Genomic DNA, 21,856 nt, shown 5'->3' with positions numbered 1-21,856 from the left:
GGAACGACGTGGTTAACTCAAATCATACAGTCCTGGCAGGCCCAAAATCCGGCTCAAGTCCTCCAGCGCGGTGTGCACTTCGATCGCCAGCGCCGGATCGGCCAGGTCGGACGGTTCCAGGCGGTCGCGGTAGTGCTTCTCCACCCACGCCACCAGCGTGTGGTACAGCGCCTCGGTCATCACCACGCCTTGATGCATGGCCGCCGCCTCGGCGTCGGTCAGCGCCACGCGCAGGCGCAGGCACGCGGGGCCGCCGCCGTTGCGCATTGACTGGCGCAGGTCGAAGTGAATCAGTTCGTCGACCGCGTTGCCGCTGGCGACCAGGCCTTGCAGATAGGCCGCCACGGCGGCGTTTTCCTCGCACTCCTGCGGGATCACCAGCGCCATCTTGCCGTTGTCCTTGCTCAGCAGCTGGCTGTTGAACAGATAGCTGTGCACCGCGTCGGCCACCGACACCTTGGCGGTATCGACGCGGATCGCGTTCAGGTCCGCGCCCACGCCGCCCATCGCGCGGCGCAGCTGTTCCAGCGCGCCCGCCTCGTCGGCAAACGCCTGCTCGTGGTAGAACAGCACATTGCCGTTGCCGACCGCGATCACGTCGTTGTGGAACACGCCCTGGTCGATCACGTCCGGATTCTGCTGGATGTAGACGGTGCGCTCGGCCGACAGGCCGTGCAGACGCGCCACCGCCTGCGATGCTTCCAGCGTCTGGCGGGCCGGGTATTTTTTCGGCGCCGGCGCCGAGGCGTCGAACTCGGTGCGACCGTAGACAAACATCTCGACGGCGGCGCTGCCGTGGTCCTTGCACAGGCGGGTGTGGTTGGCCGCGCCTTCGTCGCCGAATGCCGGCGTGCCTGGCAGCGCGTCATGCACGGCGAAGTGCTTCTCGTCCTTGAAGATGGCGCGCAGCGAGCGCGCCGACTGCGCGTGCTCGAAGGCGCGGTGCAGCTTGTTATTCAGGTTAGCGGCGGTGAAGTGCGCGCGGCCGTCGGCACTGTCGGCGGACGGGCTGACCGTGGCCGCGTTGGCGGTCCACATCGGCGAGGCCGAATAAGCACACGCCAGGATCACCGGCGACTCCTTGGCGGCCTTGGCCAGCACCTCGGCATCGCTGCCGGTGAAACCGATACTGCGCAGCAGGCGGAAATTCGGACGGTCCTGCGGCGGCAGCAGCGCCTGGCCGAAGCCGCGCGCGGCCAGCGCGCGCATCTTGGCCAGCCCTTGCAGCGCCGCCAGCTTCGGATTCGAAGCGCTCTTGACGTTGCTGAACGAGGCCACATTGCCGAACGACAGACCGGCGTAGTTGTGCGATGGGCCTACCAGGCCGTCGAAGTTGAATTCGCGTGCGCGCATCTCGGTTCCTTAGAAGTGCATGCCCGGCGACAGTTTCGCAGGCATTTCAAGTACATTGTTTTCGATCGAGGCGACCGGATAGGCGCAGTAGTCGGCCGCGTAGTAGGCGCTCGGACGATGGTTGCCCGATTTGCCCACGCCGCCGAACGGCGCGCTGCTGGCGGCGCCGGTGGTCGGACGGTTCCAGTTGACGATGCCGGCGCGTGCGCGCACCTGGAAGATCTTCCACAGCTTTTCGTCGTTCGAGATCAGTGCCGAGGCCAGGCCGAATTCGGTGGCGTTGGCGGCTTTGATCGCGCTGTCGAAGTCCGCCACGCGGATCACCTGCAGCAGAGGACCGAACCATTCTTCATCCGGGATGCCTTTGGCGTCGGTCACGTCGACGATACCGGCGGAGACGAAGCCGGTGTTTTCATCCAGCTGCCTCATCGCCAGCAGGCTCTTGCCGCCCTTGGCAACCATGTCGGCCTGCGCCTGCACCAGACGCTTGGCGATCGCCGCCGAAACCACAGGGCCCATGAACGGCGCCGGTTCCGCGGCGGAGGCGCCGATGGTCAGGCGGCTGGCCACGTCGACCAGGCGCGCGATGATCGCCTCCCCCTCCGCGCCCTGCTTGACGATCAGGCGGCGCGCGCAGGTGCAGCGCTGGCCGGCCGAGATGAAGGCCGACGAAATCGCCATGAACACGGCGGCGTCGATATCCTTGACGTCCCACACCACCAGCGGATTGTTACCGCCCATTTCCAGCGCCAGCATCTTGCCTGGCTGGCCGCCGAACTGCTTGTGCAGCGCGGTGCCGGTCTGGCAGCTGCCGGTGAACAGCACGCCGTCCAGCAGCTCGTTCTGGCCCAGCGCGACGCCGGCATCGCGGCCGCCGTTGACCAGGTTGATCACGCCTTTAGGTACGCCGGCCTTTTCCCACAGCTGCACGGTTTTCACGGCGGTGCGCGGCGCGTATTCGCTCGGTTTGAAGACCACGGTGTTACCGGCGATCAGCGCAGGCACGATATGGCCGTTCGGCAGGTGGCCCGGGAAGTTATAGGGACCGAACACGCCGAACACGCCGTGCGGACGATGACGCAGCACGGCCTCGCCGTCGGCGACCTTGTTCTGGGTTTCGCCGGTGCGCGCGCCGTAGGCCTGCACCGAGATGTCGATCTTGTTGGCCATGGTGGTCACTTCGGTGCGGGCTTCCCACATTGGCTTGCCCACTTCCTCGGCGATCAGCAGCGCCAGCTCCTCGGCGTCCTGCTTGAGCAGGTCGCGGAAGCGGGTGCAGACGGCGATACGCTCGGCCAGCGGCGTCAAGGCCCAGGCCTCGAACGCGTCGCGCGCGGCGGCGCAGGCGTGGCCCACGTCCTGCGCGGTCGATTCGTTGCTGGCCCAGGTCTGCTTGCCGTTCGATGGATCGATGGTGACCAGTTCGGCGCCGCTACCGGCGAGCCATTCGCCGTTGATGAAGTTACTCAAAGCTTTAGACATGTGGATTCTTCCTCAAATTAAGGGACAGCGTGCGCACGGTATCGCCGGTGTGGCAGTGCAGGAGTTGTTGTTCGGCTTCCGGCAGCGCGATGGCGCCGTTGACCGGCACCGATTGCGACAGGATCATGCGGAAATCCTTGAGCGTGGTGTTCGACACCAGCATCGGTTCGGCGGCGGCGGATTCCGGCGCGCAGGCCGAATCCCAGTCCGTCGCCAGGCCGATCTCGGCCAGCGTGCTGTCGCGCATGGCGCGCAGTTCCGACACGCGCGCCTGCAGCACCGGGCCGGCGTCGAAGATGTCGACATAGCCTTCAAAGTACAGGCCCTCCTGCTCCAGCAGGCGGCGCGCCGGCGCGGTCGAGGTGTGGACCTTGCCGATCACCTGCTGCGCGTCTTCCGGCAGATAGTCCACGTACAGCGGCTGGCGCGGCATCAGTTCGGCGATGAAGGATTTCTTGCCGACGGCGGTCAGGTCGTCGACATGGTCGAAGTCCATCTTGAAGAAGTGGCGGCCCAGGCCTTCGTAGAACGGCGAACGGCCGCTCTCCTCCTGGTAGCCGCGCATCTCGGCGATCAGCTTTTCGGTGAACAGGTGCGGGAACTGCGCGATGAACAGGAAGCGGCTCTTCGACAGCAGCTTGCCGTTGTTACCGGTGCGGTAGTCCGGCGCCAGGAACAGCGAGCACAATTCGGTGCTGCCGGTCAGGTCGTTCGACAGGTACAGCGTCTCCATGCGGGTGAACACGTCCAGCTCGCGGCTGGAATGCACCAGCGTGCCGATGCGGTAGTTGTAGAACGGTTCGGTCAGGCCGACCGCGCCCTTGATCGCACACACGCCGGCGATGCGGCCGTTGCTGGTGTCCTCCATGACGAACATGTAGTCGCGCTTTTCGGGCGGGATAGTTTCGGCGAACGAGGCGACGGCGATCGCCAGGCGGTCGCCCATCATCTTCATGTCCGGCTTGAGGGTGGTCATGCCGCTGCCGACCTGCGTGGCCATCACGTACAGGGCGTCGAGGTCGTTGGCTGTGATTGCGCGTACTACTAGCATAGTTGGTCCACTCTTAGATTCTGACGCAGATGACGGTATCGCCTTCGGCGATCTGGAGCGCTTCCTGCACGTCGGCCGGCAGCGCCACATTGACTTGCGATTCCAGCGACGCGCAATGCGTGATCACGGCGCGGAAGTTGTGTTCGGAGCCGGAGGCCACCGCGTAGCGCAGCTGCGGTTCGCGGCCGCGGTCCGGCGACTCGGCGGCGGTGATCACGCGGCGCTGCAGCGCGCCGGTGAAGGTGCGCAGCGAATTCTTGTGCGCCTGCAGGATCGGGCCGCCGTCGAAGATGTCGATGTAGTCGTCGGCTTCGAAGCCTTCGGCCGTCAGCAGGTTGAACGCCAATTCGCCCGACGGATGGATCTGGCCCATGGCCGCCTGGGCGTCGCCCGGCAGCAGCGGCACGTAGACCGGATAGTGCGGCATCAGCTCGACGATCAGCGTGCGGTTACGGGCGCCGCCGATGACGCGTTCGGCGTCGAGGAAATCCATCTTGAAGAATTTGCGGCCCAGCGCATCCCAGAACGGCGAACCGCCGTCGGCATCGGTCACGCCGGCCAGCGGCACGAAGAAGCGGTCGGCGAAGCGGTGTGGCGCCAGCACGGCGAACATCAGGCGCGCGCGCGACAGCAGGGCCGCTTCCGGCGTGCCGTGTTCGCGCTCGCCGACGTAAAAGCTCGACAGCTGCGAATAGCCGGTCAGCTCGGAGCACAGCGTCAGCGCGTGCACGCTGTGGCTGATGTTCAGGTCGCGCGAGACCTGCTGGATCACGTCGTTACGGAAGGAGAAATAGGTGCCGTTGGAACCGGCGGCGGCGAAGATCGCGGCGGTGCCGACGATGGTCTTGTCCTTCGGCGACTCCAGCACCAGCAGGTAGGATTCCTCGCTGGGGATGTCGACGTGCGCGGCGAACGAGGCGATCGAACGCTCGATCATGTCGGCGATCTTCTCTCGCGTTTTCGGCAAGGTGTGCACACCCGGCATGGTCACTGCGGCCAGCGCTTCGAGGGCAGCGATATCCGCAAGTTCGACCGGACGGACTACATACATGTGAACTCCTTAGTGCTTTAAATGCATGCTAGCCCGTGGCGGGCGCCCGGGCCGTTAACGCGTCGTTCCCGCGAAAGCGGGAATCCATGCTGAGCCTGCAGGCCAGCGTTCTATGGATTCCCGCTTTCGCGGGAATGACGGCGGTGATAGCGCGTTAGGCCGCCTTGAGCATGCCGTCCAGCGACAGGCGCAGGATGCGGTCGGCTTCGGCGATCTGCGCGTCGGTGACGATCAGCGCCGGGGCCAGACGCACAACGTCCATGCCGGCGATCAGCACCATCAGGCCGTTCGCTTCGGCGGCGCGCTGGATGTCTTTCGAACGGCCTTTCCAGGCATCGGTCACGACCAGACCCAGCAGCAGGCCGGCGCCACGCACCAGCGTGAACACCTGCGAGTAGTCAGCCACCAGTTTTTCCATCGTCGCACGCAGCTTGGCGCTGGCCTCCTTGACGCGGGCCAGGAAGGCCGGCTGGTTGATCGTGTCCAGCACGGTCAGCGCCACGGTCGCGGCCAGCGGGTTGCCGCCGTAGGTGGTGCCGTGGGTGCCCACGCCCAGCGTCTTGGCCAGTTCTTCGGTGGTCAGCATGGCGCCGATCGGATAGCCGTTGCCCAGCGCCTTGGCGGCGGTCAGGATGTCCGGGGTGATGCCGTAGGTCATGTAGTGGAACAGGTCGCCGGTACGGCCCATGCCCGATTGCACTTCGTCGAAGATCAGCAGCGCGCCGGTCTTGGTGCACAGGTCGCGCAGCGCTTGCAGGAAAGCCTTGTCGCCAGGGACCACGCCGCCTTCGCCTTGCAGCGGTTCGACGATCACGGCGCAGACGTCGTCGCCGATGGCGGCGCGTGCGGACTCGATGTCGTTATAGGTGACGTGCTCGATTGCTGGTGGCAGCGGCTCGAAGCCTTCGGTGTACTTGGACTGGCCGCCCACCGACACGGTGAACAGCGTGCGGCCGTGGAACGACTGGTAGCACGACACGATGCGCGACTTGTGCGGACCGAACTTGGTGTGGGCGTACTTGCGGGCCAGCTTCAGCGCCGCTTCGTTGGCTTCGGCGCCGGAGTTGCAGAAGAAGGCGCGGTCAGCGAAGGTCGCTTCGGTCAGCGCCGTGGCCAGGCGCAGCACTGGCTCGTTGGTGTAGCCGTTACCGAGGTGCCACAGGGTGTTGGCCTGACGGGTCAGCGCTTCCACCACGATCGGGTTGCAGTGGCCCAGCGCGGCCACGGCGATGCCGGACGTGAAGTCCAGGTAGTGCTTGCCATTCTGGTCCCACAGGTCCAGGCCAGCGCCTCGGACCGGTACCATCGCTGCTGGTGCATAGGTTGGCACCAGGACTTCATCAAAGGTCTGACGAGTTACAGGACGGGTGGTTACGGTCGTATCAAGCTTGGCGTTCATGGCATTCCCTATCAATGTTGGGTAAGGCGCGGCACAGCACCGCGTGGACCCATTATAAAAAGCGGCATGCTAAAACTCTTTTCTAATGGCGACAAGGATTTTCACTTTTGGCCGCAAAGTAAGCTTGTCAGAACAACCACGTCATTCCCGCGCAGGCGAGAATCCAGGCATTGCCTGAATTCCCTCCATACGCCGCGTCCTGTCCAGCTCAGCATGGGTTCCCGCCTGCGCGGGAACGACGGCTCTATGGCATGAGCTTGCGCTGGCGCTCCTCGCGCGGGGTGTTGCCAAACAAGGCGCCGAAGGCGGTCGAGAAGTGCGAGCCGGACGAGAAGCCACACATCAGCCCGACCTGCACGATGGAATGGTTGGTTTCCAGCAGCAACTGCCGGGCGCGCTGCAGGCGCAGCTCCAGGTAGTAGCGCGACGGCAGGCTGCCCAGGTATTGCTTGAACAGCCGCTCCAGCTGGCGGCGCGACAGGCCGACCAGGTTGGCGATGTCGTCGGTGGACAGCGGCTCCTCGATATTGGTTTCCATCAGCGTCACCGCTTCGGACAGGCGCGGCTGCAAGGCGCCGAAGCGCGCCTGCAGGGCGACCCGCTGGCGCTCCTCGTGACCACGCACGCGCTCGATGCACAGGCTTTCCTTGATGCCGGCCTGCACGGTGGCGCCAAACAGCTGCTCGATCAAGGTCAGCGAGAAGTCGATGCTGGCGGCGCCGCCGCAGCAGCTCAGGTGGCGGCCGTCCAGCTCGAACAGGTGCGGCGTCAGGATGGCGCGCTCGGAGATGCCTTCGGTGTCGGCGTACAAGGCCCACGGCAGCGCGATGCGCACGCCCGCCATCAGCCCGGCGGCGGCCAGCCACAGCACGCCGGCGCCGACGCCGCCCCAGTACTCGGCCGAGCGGCAGCGTTCGATGACGGCGCGGCTCAACTCGGGCGCCATCGGCGACTGGCCCTCGTCGGCCACCAGCAGCGCAAGGTGGGGATTGTGCGGCGGCCAGCCCGGCTGCGCCAGCACCACTTGCGCCGGGGTCATGGTTTCCAGATGCAGCACGTCGCGGCCCAGCGCGGCGGCAGCCAGGCGCAATGGCTGCACCAGGCCGGCCCAGCTGATCGCGTCGGCCTCGCCCGCGTTCACCAGCAGCATGCGCAGCGGCCGCTCCTGGACGACGCGGGACAAATTATCGAAAGACATGGGACACTTACTCCGGAGCCAGCACGGCGGCGGGCCGCTCGGTGCTCCACTGGCTGACGATCATGCCGGAGATCAGCAGCGCCGCGCCAAGCAGCCCGTTCCAGGCCAGCGTCTCGCCCAGCCAGAAATACGCGAAGATCGCCGCGCAGGCCGGTTCGAACGCGTAGATCACCGCCGCCTCGTTGGCGCTGCTGTGGCTCTGGCCCCAGGTTTGCAGCGAAATAATGGCCGCCGTGGCGACCACGCCCAGGTAGGCCAGGTTCAGGCCGTAGATCTGCAAACCCTTCCAGATATAGCTCACGTAGTCCGGCAGGTCCTGGCTGCGCTCGGCCAGGCCCAGCGGCACTTCGCGGATCAGCAGCCACACGGCGGCGCACACGGCCACCGTCAGGATCTGCGACGCCGTCAGCACCATCAGCTTCTCGACCTTGCGGGTGGTGCTTTCCATTAACTTGACGTAAATGCCGAAGAACAGCGCGCACAGCAGCGCCAGCGTATCGCCGCGGCCCCAGGTGAAGCTGCCTTCCCAGCACAGCGAGAACAGGCCGGCCAGCGCCAGCACCAGCGCGACGACGATGCGGCGCTCCAGCCGCGCGCCCATCAGCACGCCCAGCAGCGGCGGCACCAGCACGTTGAGGCCGGTGACGAAGGCGTTGCGGTTGGAGCTGGTCAGCGCCAGCCCCTCGATCTGGAACACGTAGCACAGGAACAACACCGCGCCGGCCACGATGCCCCATCGGATATCGTTCCATTTGGCGCGCCACATAAACGGCAACAACAGCAGGCCGGCCAGCGCGAAGCGGCACAGCACGATCCAGCTGGCCGACAGGTAGCCGGTCATATTCTTCATCGCGGGAAAAGTCGTGCCCCAAACCAGGGTCACGATCAGCAAAGCGGCAATGCCGCGCAGGTGTTGAGGCATGGTTTTTTTATTATGAATGTGCGTCCTCCATTATAGTACCGGCCAAGATTGCCCGTGCGAACCGGCTATAATCATGGTCTATGGGTGAACGATTTTTGAAAAGCATCCGGCTGCTGGCCGATTGCTTACAGAGCTATGAACGGCTCTCTGGCCAGTACGTGCGCCAGAGCGGCTTGACGCACGCCCAGTTCGATATCATCGCCACGCTGGGCAATACGCCCGGCATGTCCTATAAAGAATTAGGCGACAAGACGCTGATCACCAAGGGCACGCTAACCGGCGTGATCGAGCGCCTGGAGCAAAAAGGTTTGGTGGAGCGTCAGCGCAACGACTACGACAAACGTTCCTTCTTTGTCCGGCTGACGGCGGAGGGCGAGCAGGTGTTCTGCACGGTCTTCCCGGCGGTCGTGAAGGAAAGCGGAAAAGTGTTCGCGCATTACAGCGAAGACGATTTCGCCGCCCTTGAAAAAACCCTGACCGAACTTAAAACTGTGATCATGGCCGGCCATACCGAATGCCCGTCCACCCACGACTCAACCAAGGAAATCATTTGAAAACGACTCTGCTCGAAGGCAAAAAGCCTGCCAAATTCGACAAACACATTATCGGCAACCTGCTGTTGAACCAGTCCACGCCGGACGAAGTGCGCCAGGAAAAACTGATCATCGGCGTACGCAACGAAGACGGCGAGATCTACCGCCTGATCGGCGCGACCAAGCACAACAGCTTTATGAACGCCATCGAAGAACTGTTCGACCTGGGCCTGACCGACGAACTGCAAGACACCGACGCCACCCAGGACGGCTGCGACGCCATCTTCAGCGAGCAATAATCCCGCTGAAGGGGCGTGCCGAAGGCGAGCCGTTGCGCCGGGCAAAAGTATTTTCAGAAAAAGTGCCATGTGGCAATATTCCGGGTATAATTTTTTGCAATGGACAGACTCGACGCCTTCAAGACCATCGCTGCTCAGGCGAGCCGGGGGGAACTCTCGTTCCCGGCCAACGTCAACGCCTCGCTGCGCTTGCAGCAGGCGCTGAGCGATCCCGATTGCCACATCGAGGCGGCAGCCAAACTCATCCAGGCAGACCCGTTGCTGGCGGCGCGCAGCGTCGCCATCGCCAACTCGGTGGCCTACAACCGTTCCGGTACTGAAATCTCCAGCGTGCGCGCGGCCGTGCAGCGGCTGGGCGTGCGCACCCTGCAATCGCTGGTGGCGGCGCTGATCGTGCGCCAGATCGGCAGCCAGGTCACCGATCCCGTCCTGCTGGCCAAGGTCAATCAACTGTGGGAACACACGGCGCACGTGGCGGCCCTGTCGCAGGTGATCGCACGCCGCGTCACCCACGTCGATCCGGACACGGCGCTGTTTGCCGGCATCGTGCACGAGGTGGCGGGCTTCTACATGCTGTCCTGCGCCGGCGACCACCCGGAAGTGATGGACGGCGAACCGGAGGACTGGGTCGAGCACGGCGAGGTGGAAATCGGCCGAGGCGTGCTGACCAAGCTGGATGTGCCGGAAGGCGTCTACCGGGCGATCGAATCGATGTGGGTCGGCCTGCGCGCGCTGCCGCCGGAAACGCTGGGCGACACGCTGTTGCTGGCCAATGATTTGTCGCCGGTGCATTCGCCGCTGTACCAGCGTCCGGGCGCGACCACGCTGCAGGGCGCGCGCACCATCGACTTCGTGGTCGGCGAAGGCACGCTGCACGCCATCATGAGCGAATCGGCGCTGGAGGTGCAGTCGCTGTATGCGGTGCTGATGCTGTAACCCCGTCATTCCCGCGCAGGCGGGAATCCATACACAGTGTCCGAAGCACGCTCAGCATGGGTTCCCGCCTGCGCGGGAACGACGGCATAAAAAAAAGCCCGCTGGGGAGCGGGCAAAGTCCAAAACTAGGGATCTCCTCCAGAGGAGACAAGTCCAGAATACCCTCCCCGCCCCGCTCGCTCTGTGCGCCAGTTCACATATGGAACCACATTTCCATCACCACACAGGCTCCGATTGTTTCCAGGCATCGAGCTGCTGAATACGCCCCAGCCAAGCCATCAACTTCGGATATTGAGTGACCGGCAACTTAGCTTGCTCGACATACATCAGCGACGACGCCAGCGCGAAGTCCGCCAGGCTGAGCTTGTCGCCGACGATCCAGCTGCGCCCCGCCAGATGCTGCTCCAGCACGGCAGCAAACTGCGCCACCTGGCGGCCGTAGCGCTCCAGTTCCTGCGCGTCGGCAGCGCCGCCGCCGGTCAAGCCCTTCCAGATGTTTTCATAGACGATGCCGCCCAGCGCCGGCGCGAAATGCTGCGACGACCACAGCAGCCAGCGGTTGATGTCGGCCCGCACCAGGATATTGTCCGGATACAGCGTCTGGCCCAGGGTGCGGTCGGCCAAGTATTGCATGATGGCGCAGGATTCCCACAAAATGAAATCGCCGTCCTGCAGCACCGGCACCTTGCTGTTGGGGTTGAGCGCGACCAGGCGGCGCCGGTCCTCCTGGCTCATCAGGTTTACTTCGGTCAGTTCCAACGGCGTGCCCATGTGCAGGGCGGCCAGCATCACACGGCGCGAGCTGGTGGAAGCGGGGTGGTGGTATAAGCGCATGACAGGTCTCCGATGAATGGGTTGAGGACTTCATCGTAGACCCGCCGCGCGACAGTTTTTGTCAGTAGTCTTCGCGCAGGTTCTGTTCCTTGCGCCAGGTCTTGAGCAGGTCGCTGCGGCGGGCCGGGTAGCGCACGCCCAGCGACTCCACCGCCGCGATCCGATCGATGCGGAAATGGCGGAAGGCCATGCGCAGCTCGCACCACGCGGCCAGCAGCCGCTTGCCCTCCAGGAAGGCCAGCGCGAACGGCCACACCACCCGCTCCGACGGCTTGCCGTGCTCGTCCTGGTAGGCCATGCGCAGGCGGTGCTGGTAGCGGATCGCCTCGCGCACCGGGCGCACGTGGACGTCGCTGGCGGTGTCCTGGTCCTGGCCCAGCGGCACCCACAGGCTGGTCTCGGCCATGTCGTCGCGCAGGTCCTTGGGCGTGGCGGCGGCAATCTTGGCCAGCGCGTTATTGGCGGCGGCGGCCAGCGCCTCGTCGCCCTGCCTTCGCACCCAGCGCGCCCCCAGCACCAGCGCCTCCAGCTCGTCGGCGCCGAACATCAGCGGCGGCAGGAAGAAGCCGGCCTTGAGCATGTAGCCGACCCCGGCCTCGCCCTCCAGCGGCGCGCCCAGGCCGGACAAGGTCTGGATGTCGCGGTAGATGGTGCGTTCTGATACACCCAGCTGCTCGGCCAAGCGGGCGGCGGTGACGGGACGGCGGTAGCCGCGCATCGCGTCCATCAATAGAAAAAGTCGGCCGGTACGGCTCATCGCTGCTCTCTCACTGGTCGGTCGGGCGGGACGTCCGCCTGCCGACTAATCGAGGTCGAGCAGGAAATTGCGCGGCGGTGCGTCCAGCGTGGTGTTGTCGGTGGCTGTTTCATCCTTCAGCGCGACGCCGGACAACTGCCGCTGGCGCGATTCGGATAACAGGTAGTGAAGCTTGAAGGCTGCGTCGTCGTAGGTCAAGCCCGCCGGACGCACATTCGAGATGCAATTGCGGGCGGCGTCGGTCAGGCCGGTGCGCGGCGCCCAGGTCAGGTACAGGCCCATGCTGTCCGGGGAGCTGAGGCCGGGGCGTTCGCCGACCAGCACCACCACCGCGCGCGCGCCCAGCAGCTCGCCCACCTCGTCGCCGACCGCCACCCGCCCCTGCCGCACGATGGACAGCGGCGCCAGCGACCACGATTCGGCGGCCAGGCGCGCCATCAGCACCTTCAGGAAGGGCAAGGCGTTTTGCTCGATGGCCAGCGCCGACAGGCCGTCGGCGATGACGAAGGCCAGGTCGTAGCCCGCACCATCGCGCGGGTGCTCCAGCAGCGCCTGGCGCGAGGCCTCGTCAAGCCGACGGCCCAAGTCGGGACGCTGCAGGTAAATGTCGCGGCTGGCGGCGGCGCTATGCAGCGGCAGGCAAGGCAAGCCGCTTGCGGCCTGCAGGGCATCGCCCAGCGCGGCATGATCCAGCGCCAGATGCACGGCGTCGCGCGCGCGCGCATGCGCCAGCTGGAACTCCAGTTGCGGCACGGTCGGCTGGCTGACGCCGCTGCGCCCAAGCGCGATGCGCGCCGCCGTGAAGCGCCGCAGCGATCGCCACGGATTGCTGGTCACCACGCTGTCGTCACTGGCGGCGGTGACAGGGCTGGCGGGCAGCAGGTGCTCGTCGTCGTTCATACGCATTCCCATCAGTTCAGGCTAGCCAGCGCGCGCTGGAAGGACGCCGGCAGCGCTTTGCCCAGTGTAACGTAATCGTCGCGGGTGAAGATTTCCATCTCCTGCAGCCAAGCCTCGAATTCCGGCGCCGGCTTCAGGCCCAGCACGCGGCGCGCGTACAGCGCATCGTGGAAGGACGTGGTCTGGTAATTGAGCATGATATCGTCGGAGCCGGGGATGCCCATGACGAAGGTGCAGCCTGCCGTGCCCAACAGGGTCAGCAGGATGTCCATGTCGTTCTGGTCGGCCTCGGCGTGGTTGGTGTAGCAGACGTCGCAGCCCATCGGCAGGCCAAGCAGCTTGGCGCAGAAGTGGTCCTCCAGTCCCGCGCGCACGATCTGCTTGCCGTCGTACAGGTACTCCGGCCCGATGAAGCCGACCACCGAATTGACCAGCAGCGGCTGGAACTTGCGCGCCACCGCGTAGGCGCGCGTCTCGCAGGTCTGCTGGTCGACGCCGTGATGGGCGTTGGCCGACAGCGCGCTGCCCTGCCCCGTCTCGAAATACATGACGTTGTTGCCCACCGTACCCCGCTGCAGCGACAGCGCCGCCTGCTGCGCCTCGCCCAGCAAGGCCAGGTTGATGCCGAAGCTGGCGTTGGCCGCCTCGGTGCCGGCAATCGACTGGAACACCAGGTCGATCGGCGCGCCGCGCTCGATGGCGGCGATGGTGTTGGTCACGTGGGTCAGCACGCACGATTGCGTAGGGATGCCGTAGCGGTCGATGATCTCGTCGAGCATGGTGACGATCTTGATCACCTGCGGCACATTGTCGGTGGCCGGGTTGATGCCGATCACCGCGTCGCCGCTGCCGTACAACAGGCCGTCCAGCACGCTGGCGGCGATGCCGGTGGCGTCGTCGGTCGGGTGATTGGGTTGCAAGCGGGTCGACATGCGTCCCGCCAGGCCGACGGTGTTGCGGAAGCGGGTGATGACGCGGCATTTCTTCGCCACCAGGATCAGGTCCTGGATGCGCATGATCTTGGAAACAGCCGCCGCCATCTCCGGCGTGATGCCGGGCGCGACGGCGGCCAGCACGGCTTCATCGGCGGTGTCGCCCAGCAGCCAGTTACGGAAGTCGCCCACGGTCAGGTGGGCGATGCGGGAGAAGGCGATGCGGTCGTGATCGTCGATGATCAAGCGCGTCACCTCGTCCTGCTCGTACGGCACCACCATCTGGTTCAGGAACAGCGACAACGGCAGCTCGGCCAGCGCCATCTGCGCCGCCACCCGCTCCTCGGCGCTGGCCGCCGCCAGCCCCGCCAGATAGTCACCGGAACGCGCCGGCGTCGCCTTCGCCATCAAGTCCTTCAGGTCGCGGAACTGATATGTCCTGCTGCCTACCGTATGTGCAAAGCTGCTCATTGCCGTCTCCCGATGCTACTAAACGCCGTCGCTCCCGCGTAGGCGGGAGCCCATACGCCATGTGGTCAGAGGCTCAGTATGGATTCCCGCCTACGCGGGAATGACGAAGTTACAGTTACTAAAAATTGCGCGCGGCGGTCACGACCAGGCGCTTCTGTGCCACGTTCTTGCCGCTGCCGTCGGCGTTGAAGAAGGTCCACAAGGGCGTGCCGTTCTTGCTGGCGTCGCCGCTATTGTAGGTCCCCGCCGCCGTGAACGCCCAAACGTCCATCGTCTTGGTCACGCCCGCCTTGATGTCGAAGAAATTGAAATCGCTCATGTTGCGCACTTGCTGGCGGCCCGCGTGCAGATTCAGCACCAGGCCCGGCATCAACTCGGGATTCCAGTTCACTTCGGCGTAGGCGGTGCCGCGCGTGTTGGCCAGCTTGCCGCTGTCCGGCTGCACCGCGAAGCCGAACCAGTACTGGCTCAGCGCCACCCAGGCGTAGGCGTTGAAGGTACCGAGATTCACACCCAGCTTGGCCTCCTGGGTATGGTACTTGATGTCCTTGCCGCCCGCCGCATAGTGCGCGCCGGGATACCAGTAGGTGACCAGGCCGGCGTCGATATTGCTGTCCGCGCTCAATGGATAGCGGTAGCCGCCGTAGACGTCGATCTCCGAACCGCTGCCGTTGTTATAGGCCGCGTGCGAGACGCCGGAACCGAACAGGCCGAGGTAGATGCCGCTGACATGGGTGAAGTCCAGATTGGCCTGCGCGGTCGGTTTGGCCTGCGTCTGCGAAATGCCGCGGAAAATATAGTCGGACACCAGCGTCACGTTGCCGGTGTTGGTCCAGTCGGGTGCGGGCGCAGCCGGTGCCGGTGCAGCATCGGCGGCCAGTGCGCTGCCTGCCGCGCAAGCCAGGCATCCGGCCGCGGCCAGCAGGGAGAAAATGGTTTTGGACATGGATAGTACTCCGTTGATGTAAGTTAGACGGCGTCGTACGCCGCGTGCTGCTGGCGGTTGCCCTTGGTGGCCAGGAAGAATGCATAGCCCACGACCATGAAGCCGACGAACACGCCGAAGATCAGCAGGTTGTAATAGATCATCGTCACCAGGCAGATCAGAGCGCCGATCAGCGCAATCGCCGGGAACAATGGATAGAACGGTGCGCGGAAAGGACGCGCCATGTTCGGTTCCTCGCGGCGCAGTTTGAACAGGCTGAGCATGCTGAGGATGTACATGGTGATGGCGCCGAACACCGACATGGTGACGATGTTGGCGGTCAGGGTCTGGCCGCCGATCTTGATCAGCTCATCGCTATAGATGGCAGCGATACCGATCACGCCGCCCGCAAGGATGGCGCGGTGCGGCGTCTTGAAACGTGGGTGGATCTTGGCGAAGTAATGCGGCAGGTAAGCCTCGCGGGCCAGCGCAAAGATCTGGCGCGAATAGCCGAGGATGATGCCGTGGAAGGAAGCGATCAAACCGAACAGGCCCAGCCACACCAGCATGTGCAGCCAGTTGCTGTGCTCGCCGACGATGATCTTCATCGCCTGCGGCAGCGGATCGTTGATGTTGGCCAGCTTGGTCCAGTCGCCCGCACCGCCGGCAAACACCATCACGCCGATCGCCAGCAGCACCAGCGTAATGATGCCGGCGATGTAGGCGATGGGAATCGAACGTTTCGGGTCCTTGGCTTCCTCGGCCGCCATGGCCACGCCCTCGATCGCCAGGAAAAACCAGATCGCAAACGGAATCGCCGCGAACATGCCGGGGATGGACGCGACGCTGAAATGATCCTGCCCCGACCAGCCACCCTTGACGAAGTTCACCACCGAGAAGCCCGGCGACACCACGCCCATAAACACCAGCAATTCAAAGATCGCCAGCAGCGTCATCAGCAACTCGAAGGTGGCCGCCACCTGCACGCCGACGATGTTCAAGGTCATGAATACGAGATAGGCGCCGACCGCCGCCGTCTTCGGATCGACGGTGGGGAACTGCACGTTCAGATAGGCACCAATCGCCAGCGCAATCGCCGGCGGCGCGAACACGAACTCGATCAGCGTGGCCGCGCCGGCCAGGTAGCCGCCGGTCGGACCGAAGGCGCGCTTGCTGTAGGCGAACGGGCCGCCCGCGTGCGGGATCGACGTGGTCAGCTCGGTGAAGCTGAAGATAAAGGTGGTATACATGGCTGCGATAAACAGCGCGGTGATGGTAAAGCCCAGCGTCCCCGCCGAGGCCCAGCCGTAGCTCCAGCCGAAGTATTCGCCCGAGATCACCAGGCCTACCGCGATGCCCCACAACTGGAAGGTGCCTAGCGACTGTTGCAGCGCCGGTTGCCCGGCCGCCTGTTTTGCGTTCATGTGATTCTCCCTAAGATAAAGCGCGTCTGGTATGGAAGTTGCAGCAGAATCGAGTATAGGAGCCAGCCAAATGCCAGCGTTATCGAAAATCGGCAAACTTGCGGGGGGCTAGCGTCCACGGGAAGAAATAACAACAGTGGGAGAAAAATAATATGCACCAGACTGCGACAGCCTTGGTACACAGTGCGCCAGATTTGCGCACTGTGATGGCGCATGACGCCGATGAACTGGCCAGCAAGCTCACTAACTGGCAACAGAGTTACGACCAGATCAGCTCCGGCCTGTTCCGCGGCGCGCTGACCGAGTTGCGCCTGCCGCAGCTGCAAGTGTTCCGGGAAAGCCTGAGCCAGTCGGTGCGCCAGTCCTGCCGCGTGTGGCCGGACGCCATCTGGTTCGGCCTGCCCGACCACGGCGCCAGCACCCGCATCAACGGCCGCCAGACCGAGGCCGACTGGATGATGGTGCAGCCCGGCAACGTTGAGTTCGAACTGGTAACACCGTGCGCCTACAGCATCTTCGGCATTGTCGCCAGCCGCGAGCTATTGGCCGAGACAGCGCAGCGCTATGGCTGCGAGATAGACTGGCAGCGGGTGCAGTCGGCCGAGCTGTTGCAGGTCGATGCACAAGCCCAGGCCAAATGCCTGCGCCTGCTGTCGCAGCTGCTGCCACCCGATGGGCTGGTCGCGGGCGGCTGTGACGGACAGTGGCAGGAGCTGGTGCTGGGCGCGCTGATCGAGATGCTCGACCATAGCTGCGTGGAGCCGGCGCTGGCCGCCAGCCTGCAACGCCGGCGCCACGTCGTCTCGCTGGCGCGCGAGTACATCATGGCGCACTGCAGCGAATCGATCACGGTGCCGGAGTTGTGCGAGCGCGTGCACGTGAGCCGCCGCACGCTGCAATACTGCTTCGAGGACGTGCTGGGCATGAGCCCCATGCTGTACCTGCGCATGGTGCGCCTGAACGGCGTGCGCCGGCAGCTGCAGGACGGCGGCGCCATCGGCGACGTGGCCGGCTCCTGGGGGCTGAGCAACTTCAGCCAGTTCTCCAGCGACTACCGCAAGCTGTTCGGCCAGTGCCCGTCGGCGTCGCGTTCGACACCGCAAGCGCTCAGATGATGCGCAGCGCGCCGGCCAACGCACCGGCCGCGATCAGCATCACCGGATTGATTTTGGACCGCAGTAGTATCAACGCCGCAAGTACCGTCAGCACATCGGCATGCCAGTTGACGTTGGAGATGCGGGTGAACAGCCAGGCGGTGGCGGCCAGGAAGCCTATCGATATCGGCGCGAAGGCGTTGCCCAGCGCTTGCGTCCATCGTCCGCCGGCATGGCGCGCCTGCAGGCGGATCGCGGTCAGCGTCAGCAGCGTCGACGGCACCAGTACCGCCAGCGTGGTGACGATGGCGCCCGCCCAGCCGGCGATCAGCCAGCCCACCAGCGAAATGAACAACAGGTTGGGGCCGGGCGCCGCCTGCGCTATCGCATAGGCGGCCGAGAACTGCTCGTTGTTCAGCCACTGCTTGCCCTCGACAACGTAGTGTCCGACCTGCGGCCCTAGCAGCACCACGCCGCCGCCCACCGCCATCAACGACATCAACGCTATGTGCAGTGACAGTTCCGCCACTGGAGATTGCTCGTTCATTTCTGTTCTCCCACCATATAATTCGCACCGGTGCCCAATGGCGCCAGCACACAGAACACCAGCGCCAGCTGCCATTGCAGCAGTCCCAGTCCGATAAAGGCCAGCGTCAGCAACGCCGCCTGCAACAGCGTGCGGTGCTCGCGCCAGTCGGCCCTGGCGAACATGGACTTCGCCATCTTCACGGCGGTGGCCAGGATCAGCCCCGCCGCCACCGCCGCCATGCCGCGTATCGCGTGGCGGAATATCTCGATCTCGCCAAAGCGCTGGTACACCATGCCCAAGGCGATGACCACCATGAACGGACCGGCGACCAGGCCGCACAGCGCCGCCAACGCGCCGCCCGTGCCGGCGTAGCGGTTGCCCACCATCAGCGCGACGTTGCAGATCGTCGGACCGGGCAGCATCTGGCTGGTAGCGAGATACTTCGCAAACTCCTCGGCCGTCAGCCACTTGTGCTGTTCGACCAGGGCGCGGTAGGCGAACGGCATCACACCACCAAAGCCCATCAGCGCCAGCTTGGAGAACACCAGGAAAATTGTTGATAGCGGCATGATCCTCTCCTTCTGTTTCAATGAGGCGAATTTTCCGCCTCCATCAAATATAAGTACAATGAATTTATTTAGACCATTCATTCATAATTCTGATGAAAATCGACATACTCGGCGTGCAGGCTTTTGTCGCGATTGCGGACTTCGGCGGATTTCAAAAAGCGGCGGAGACGCTGCATGTCACGCAGACCGCCGTCACGCAACGGCTACGCAATCTGGAGGACTTCCTGGGCGTGATGCTGGTTGAGCGCACCACACGCTCCGTCGCGCTGACCCGCATCGGCAATGACTTTCTTCCGCAGGCGCGGCGCTTGCTGCAGGAGCTGTCGTCCACGCTGAACGAGATCCGCGAGACCGGCAAGGCGCAGCGCGGCGACGTGGCGATCGCCTGCGTGCCGACGATGGGCATACAGTACCTGCCGCAGATCATCCAGGAGTATTCGGCGCGCTTTCCCGAGAACCGCATCAAGATCCTCGACCACGCCTCCTCGCGCGTGGCGGAGGCGGTGCAGCGCAGGGAGGCGGAGTTCGGCATCGGGCTCGGTGGCGGCATGCATCCCGACCTGGTATCGGTGCCGCTGATGGAGGATCACTTCGTGCTGGTGTGCCGCGACGATCATCCGTTGGCCAAACGGCGCTCGCTGACGTGGGCGCAGATCCAGCCCTATCCACTGATCTTCTCCGGCGACGTCAACGGCAACCGCGCGCTGCTGGACAGCTATTTGGGCAGCAAGAGCGCGGAGCTGAACCTGCACTTCCAGTACGACGTGCAGCGCAGTGCGACGGCGGTGGGTTTGGTGGCATCGGGCATCGCCGCCGCCATCGTGCCCAAGCTGGCGATCATCAAGGGCAGCTATCCGCGCCTGCGGGCCATCAATCTGAAGGAGCCGACCATCTCGCGCCAGCTGGTGCTCATCACCCGCAAGGCCGGCCACCTGTCGCCGGCCGCGCAGGCCTTGTACGACATGATCAAAACGGAGCGCTAACGCATCGGATGCTCAGCATGGGTTCCCGCCTTCGCGGGAACGACGGCGCGGATACCGTCATTCCCGCGAAAGCGGGAATCCATAGAACCGCCGAACAATCAGAAACTGATTCCGTACTCGCGGAACTTGGCCGACATCGTGCGGCGTTCCTGCTCTTCCGCCTCGCGTTGCGCCGGCTCACGGCTGGTGATCTCGGCCGGCATGCGGCCGGCGGCGGTTTCGAACTGGCCGCGCGCTTCCTCGCGGCGGCCCAGCGCTTCGTAGGCCAGCCCGCGCTGGAAGTAGGCCGGCGCGTAACCAGGCTGCGACTGCAATCCCAGCGACAGCGCCTGCAACGCTTCGTCATAACGCTTCATGGCATGCAGCGTCAGGCCGAGGTGGTACTGCACCATCATCGACGGTTTGCTGAACAATACGCGGTTCAACTCCTCGGCCTTGCGCACAATGCGCAGGCTCTCGCCGTACTTGCCATCCTTACGCGTCTGCGCCGCGTAGTTGATGTAGCGGTAGAAGGTGCGCAACTGGCGCTTCTTGACCGTCTCGCGCAGATCGGCCAGATAGTGGCTGGTGTCGTCGCCGGCATGGCTGGCGCAGTCCTCGTAGGCGCGCGCGCCGCGCTTGCCCCAGCTGGCGTATTCGCGCCGCTCACCGATGCGGTTCAACAGACCAGCCATCGTGGCGTAGTCGCCGGCCTGGCAGGCGAAGTAGGCGTAGGCGTTCAGGTTCCACGGATCGGGATAGCGGTCCACCAGCGCATCGAAGCTGGTCTTCATCTCGCTCCAGTCGGCGAGGCTGTTGTCGAACAGCTTGTCGTCGTAGGCCATCTGGCTCATGTACCAGTAGACGCGGGCGTACATCGCGTCGGAATCGGCAGTCCGCATCGTCATGGCACTACGGGCGATGTCGTCCACCGCGTCCGGCGCGCTGGCCCACATCTCGGTCGAGAAGAAGGCGGCTGTGAAGTAGGTCTCGTGATAGTTGGGGAACGCCTTGCGCGCATCGGCCAGGGTGTTCATCACGCCAAGGAAGCTGTAGTGATCCGTGTACGGCAGCACTTGCAGCAGGGCCTTGTAGAACTCAGGATCGCGCTCCTTCAGCATCGGCTTTTCAAGCGTGTTGAGGATGCTCATCGCCTCGCGCGTGGCGGCCAGCATGCGCTCGACGTCCTCCTTGGGCACGTCCTTGTAGCTGGCCGTTCCGCGGAAGGCAGTGCCGCGCCCGAGCAGCACATAGACGCGATACATGCGCGCCGCGTTCGATTTGGGGAACTGCTTCTCCCAAGCCTTGGCTTCGTTCTCGATGCTGGTCCAATACGCCATGTCGCGCGTATTCCGCGGACGCCAGTGCAGCTGGTTGTAGAAAATCGCCAGCTTCCAGACGCCGCTGCCGGTGCGCTGGGTCGGGTCCAGCAAGCGCTTGCGCAGTGCCTCCAGGTTCTTGTAGTCGCCTTTATCGAGATAGCCCTGCACTTCTGCGATCAAGGCATTGCGGGCATTCAGTTCGGTGCTCTCCGGCGCGACGCTTGCCGGCTTGGCCGCAGCGACAGGCGCCGGCTCCACCGCGCCCTCCATCGCATGCGCCAAAGCCTCCTGCATGCGCCCCGCTTCCGGCCCTGCAGGGCGCGACTTGTCGAGCCGCTCCTTCCACTCGTCGCCACCGATAGGGCGCTGCGACGACACGCCGTCCACGTACACGCTGACATAACCGAGGTAATTGAACAGCAGCGGCTTGCCGGGACCGAAGTAGTCCTTCTCTGCCACCAGTCCGTCGCCGCGCGGCGGCCAAGGATCGGACATATGCAGCACATCGCGGATGGCCGCCTCCACGCGCGCAGGATCGAGCTTCTTGCATGGCTCGTTCATACGCTTGGGATGGAAGCTGCACAACTGCGCGGTGTTGCGCGTCTTGATGAACCACTGGGCGAAGGCATCGCCGGCGTGGCCGTCCGGCTGCTCGATCAGCATCGACGCCTCGATCGGCTCGCCCGCGTACTCCGCCAGCTTTTGGTGGATGGGCCGCTGCGGGTGCTGCTGCGGCCAGATGCGCATGAACTCATTGTCCGCGATCGGATGATCGCGCAACGCCGACGTGTAGCTCAGGTCCCACGGCAGTTCAGCGCCGTGCGCGGCGCAGCAGACCAGCAAGCTGGCTAAAAATCTATACGACATAAAAAAAATCCCCCTTCTGCACTGAGCGCGATCTTGAGCGCGTTCA

21 protein-coding genes are annotated in these 21,856 nt (G+C 64.5%); 5 read left to right on the top strand and 16 right to left on the bottom strand.

Features of this window, described 5'->3' with window-relative positions; translation table 11 throughout:
* Positions 1 to 12: 12 nt before the first annotated feature.
* The 7 genes from astB to ACEN9O_RS10945 form a co-directional block, all read right to left on the bottom strand.
* Positions 13 to 1,353: an N-succinylarginine dihydrolase gene (gene astB, locus ACEN9O_RS10975; protein WP_495617573.1), complete on the bottom strand. Its 1,341-nt coding sequence runs from the start codon at positions 1,351 to 1,353 to the stop codon at positions 13 to 15.
* A 9-nt stretch (positions 1,354 to 1,362) separates the two neighbouring features.
* Positions 1,363 to 2,835, bottom strand: a complete 1,473-nt coding sequence (gene astD, locus ACEN9O_RS10970; RefSeq protein WP_495617572.1) for a succinylglutamate-semialdehyde dehydrogenase — start codon at positions 2,833 to 2,835, stop codon at positions 1,363 to 1,365.
* The gene (gene astA, locus ACEN9O_RS10965; RefSeq protein ID WP_495617571.1) at positions 2,828 to 3,886 is read right to left on the bottom strand and encodes an arginine N-succinyltransferase; all 1,059 of its coding nucleotides are present in this window, start codon (positions 3,884 to 3,886) and stop codon (positions 2,828 to 2,830) included. Before astA ends, astD begins: the two co-directional genes overlap by 8 nt.
* A gap of 13 nt (positions 3,887 to 3,899) precedes the next feature.
* Positions 3,900 to 4,937, bottom strand: a complete 1,038-nt coding sequence (locus tag ACEN9O_RS10960; RefSeq protein WP_495617570.1) for an arginine N-succinyltransferase — start codon at positions 4,935 to 4,937, stop codon at positions 3,900 to 3,902.
* 154 nt (positions 4,938 to 5,091) lie between these two features.
* Positions 5,092 to 6,336: an acetylornithine/succinylornithine family transaminase gene (astC, locus tag ACEN9O_RS10955; protein ID WP_495617569.1), complete on the bottom strand. Its 1,245-nt coding sequence runs from the start codon at positions 6,334 to 6,336 to the stop codon at positions 5,092 to 5,094.
* Positions 6,337 to 6,580: 244 nt separating this feature from the next.
* Entirely contained in the window at positions 6,581 to 7,534 is a 954-nt protein-coding gene (locus ACEN9O_RS10950) for a GlxA family transcriptional regulator (protein WP_495617568.1), read from the bottom strand.
* 7 nt (positions 7,535 to 7,541) lie between these two features.
* Positions 7,542 to 8,456, bottom strand: a complete 915-nt coding sequence (locus ACEN9O_RS10945; protein ID WP_495617567.1) for a DMT family transporter — start codon at positions 8,454 to 8,456, stop codon at positions 7,542 to 7,544.
* Between the two features lie 80 nt (positions 8,457 to 8,536).
* Between ACEN9O_RS10945 and ACEN9O_RS10940 the strand changes: the two genes are divergently transcribed.
* The 3 genes from ACEN9O_RS10940 (at position 8,537) to ACEN9O_RS10930 (ending at position 10,224) form a co-directional block, all read left to right on the top strand.
* On the top strand, positions 8,537 to 9,010 hold the full coding sequence (locus tag ACEN9O_RS10940) for a MarR family winged helix-turn-helix transcriptional regulator (RefSeq protein ID WP_495617566.1): 474 nt from the start codon (positions 8,537 to 8,539) through the stop codon (positions 9,008 to 9,010).
* Positions 9,007 to 9,288: a hypothetical protein gene (locus tag ACEN9O_RS10935; protein ID WP_020700711.1), complete on the top strand. Its 282-nt coding sequence runs from the start codon at positions 9,007 to 9,009 to the stop codon at positions 9,286 to 9,288. The genes ACEN9O_RS10940 and ACEN9O_RS10935 overlap by 4 nt, the downstream gene beginning before the upstream one ends.
* Before the next feature lie 99 nt (positions 9,289 to 9,387).
* Positions 9,388 to 10,224, top strand: coding sequence for an HDOD domain-containing protein (locus tag ACEN9O_RS10930; protein WP_495617565.1), 837 nt, complete (start codon positions 9,388 to 9,390; stop codon positions 10,222 to 10,224).
* A gap of 216 nt (positions 10,225 to 10,440) precedes the next feature.
* Here ACEN9O_RS10930 and ACEN9O_RS10925 read toward each other — a convergent pair whose 3' ends face one another.
* The 6 genes from ACEN9O_RS10925 to eat all read right to left on the bottom strand — a co-directional run bounded on the left by ACEN9O_RS10925 (position 10,441) and on the right by eat (position 16,467).
* Positions 10,441 to 11,058, bottom strand: coding sequence for a glutathione S-transferase family protein (locus ACEN9O_RS10925; protein ID WP_495617564.1), 618 nt, complete (start codon positions 11,056 to 11,058; stop codon positions 10,441 to 10,443).
* Positions 11,059 to 11,119: 61 nt separating this feature from the next.
* Positions 11,120 to 11,815: a helix-turn-helix transcriptional regulator gene (locus tag ACEN9O_RS10920; RefSeq protein ID WP_495617563.1), complete on the bottom strand. Its 696-nt coding sequence runs from the start codon at positions 11,813 to 11,815 to the stop codon at positions 11,120 to 11,122.
* Positions 11,816 to 11,860: 45 nt separating this feature from the next.
* Positions 11,861 to 12,715, bottom strand: coding sequence for an ethanolamine ammonia-lyase subunit EutC (eutC, locus tag ACEN9O_RS10915; protein ID WP_495617562.1), 855 nt, complete (start codon positions 12,713 to 12,715; stop codon positions 11,861 to 11,863).
* A gap of 11 nt (positions 12,716 to 12,726) precedes the next feature.
* A complete protein-coding gene (locus tag ACEN9O_RS10910) occupies positions 12,727 to 14,118 on the bottom strand; it encodes an ethanolamine ammonia-lyase subunit EutB (protein ID WP_495617561.1) in 1,392 nt (463 codons plus the stop codon).
* A gap of 118 nt (positions 14,119 to 14,236) precedes the next feature.
* A complete protein-coding gene (locus tag ACEN9O_RS10905) occupies positions 14,237 to 15,064 on the bottom strand; it encodes a TorF family putative porin (protein ID WP_495617560.1) in 828 nt (275 codons plus the stop codon).
* 23 nt (positions 15,065 to 15,087) lie between these two features.
* Positions 15,088 to 16,467: an ethanolamine permease gene (gene eat, locus ACEN9O_RS10900; RefSeq protein ID WP_495617559.1), complete on the bottom strand. Its 1,380-nt coding sequence runs from the start codon at positions 16,465 to 16,467 to the stop codon at positions 15,088 to 15,090.
* Between the two features lie 206 nt (positions 16,468 to 16,673).
* Here eat and ACEN9O_RS10895 point away from each other — a divergent pair, with 206 nt between their 5' ends.
* On the top strand, positions 16,674 to 17,582 hold the full coding sequence (locus tag ACEN9O_RS10895; RefSeq protein WP_495617558.1) for a helix-turn-helix domain-containing protein: 909 nt from the start codon (positions 16,674 to 16,676) through the stop codon (positions 17,580 to 17,582).
* Here the strand turns inward: ACEN9O_RS10895 and ACEN9O_RS10890 are convergent.
* Together ACEN9O_RS10890 and ACEN9O_RS10885 are read right to left on the bottom strand one after the other, a co-directional pair.
* Positions 17,575 to 18,108: a chromate transporter gene (locus tag ACEN9O_RS10890; RefSeq protein ID WP_495617557.1), complete on the bottom strand. Its 534-nt coding sequence runs from the start codon at positions 18,106 to 18,108 to the stop codon at positions 17,575 to 17,577. The two genes, ACEN9O_RS10895 and ACEN9O_RS10890, sit on opposite strands and share 8 nt — an antisense overlap.
* A complete protein-coding gene (locus ACEN9O_RS10885) occupies positions 18,105 to 18,659 on the bottom strand; it encodes a chromate transporter (RefSeq protein WP_495617556.1) in 555 nt (184 codons plus the stop codon). The genes ACEN9O_RS10890 and ACEN9O_RS10885 overlap by 4 nt, the downstream gene beginning before the upstream one ends.
* Before the next feature lie 92 nt (positions 18,660 to 18,751).
* On the opposite strand from ACEN9O_RS10885, the gene ACEN9O_RS10880 reads away from it, so the two are divergent.
* On the top strand, positions 18,752 to 19,642 hold the full coding sequence (locus ACEN9O_RS10880; protein WP_495617555.1) for a LysR family transcriptional regulator: 891 nt from the start codon (positions 18,752 to 18,754) through the stop codon (positions 19,640 to 19,642).
* A 98-nt stretch (positions 19,643 to 19,740) separates the two neighbouring features.
* Here ACEN9O_RS10880 and ACEN9O_RS10875 read toward each other — a convergent pair whose 3' ends face one another.
* The gene (locus ACEN9O_RS10875; protein ID WP_495617554.1) at positions 19,741 to 21,810 is read right to left on the bottom strand and encodes a hypothetical protein; all 2,070 of its coding nucleotides are present in this window, start codon (positions 21,808 to 21,810) and stop codon (positions 19,741 to 19,743) included.
* Between the last annotated feature and the right edge of the window lie 46 nt (positions 21,811 to 21,856).

The organism is Duganella sp. Dugasp78, from assembly GCF_059491455.1.
This window is presented reverse-complemented; position numbering and strand designations above follow the sequence as displayed.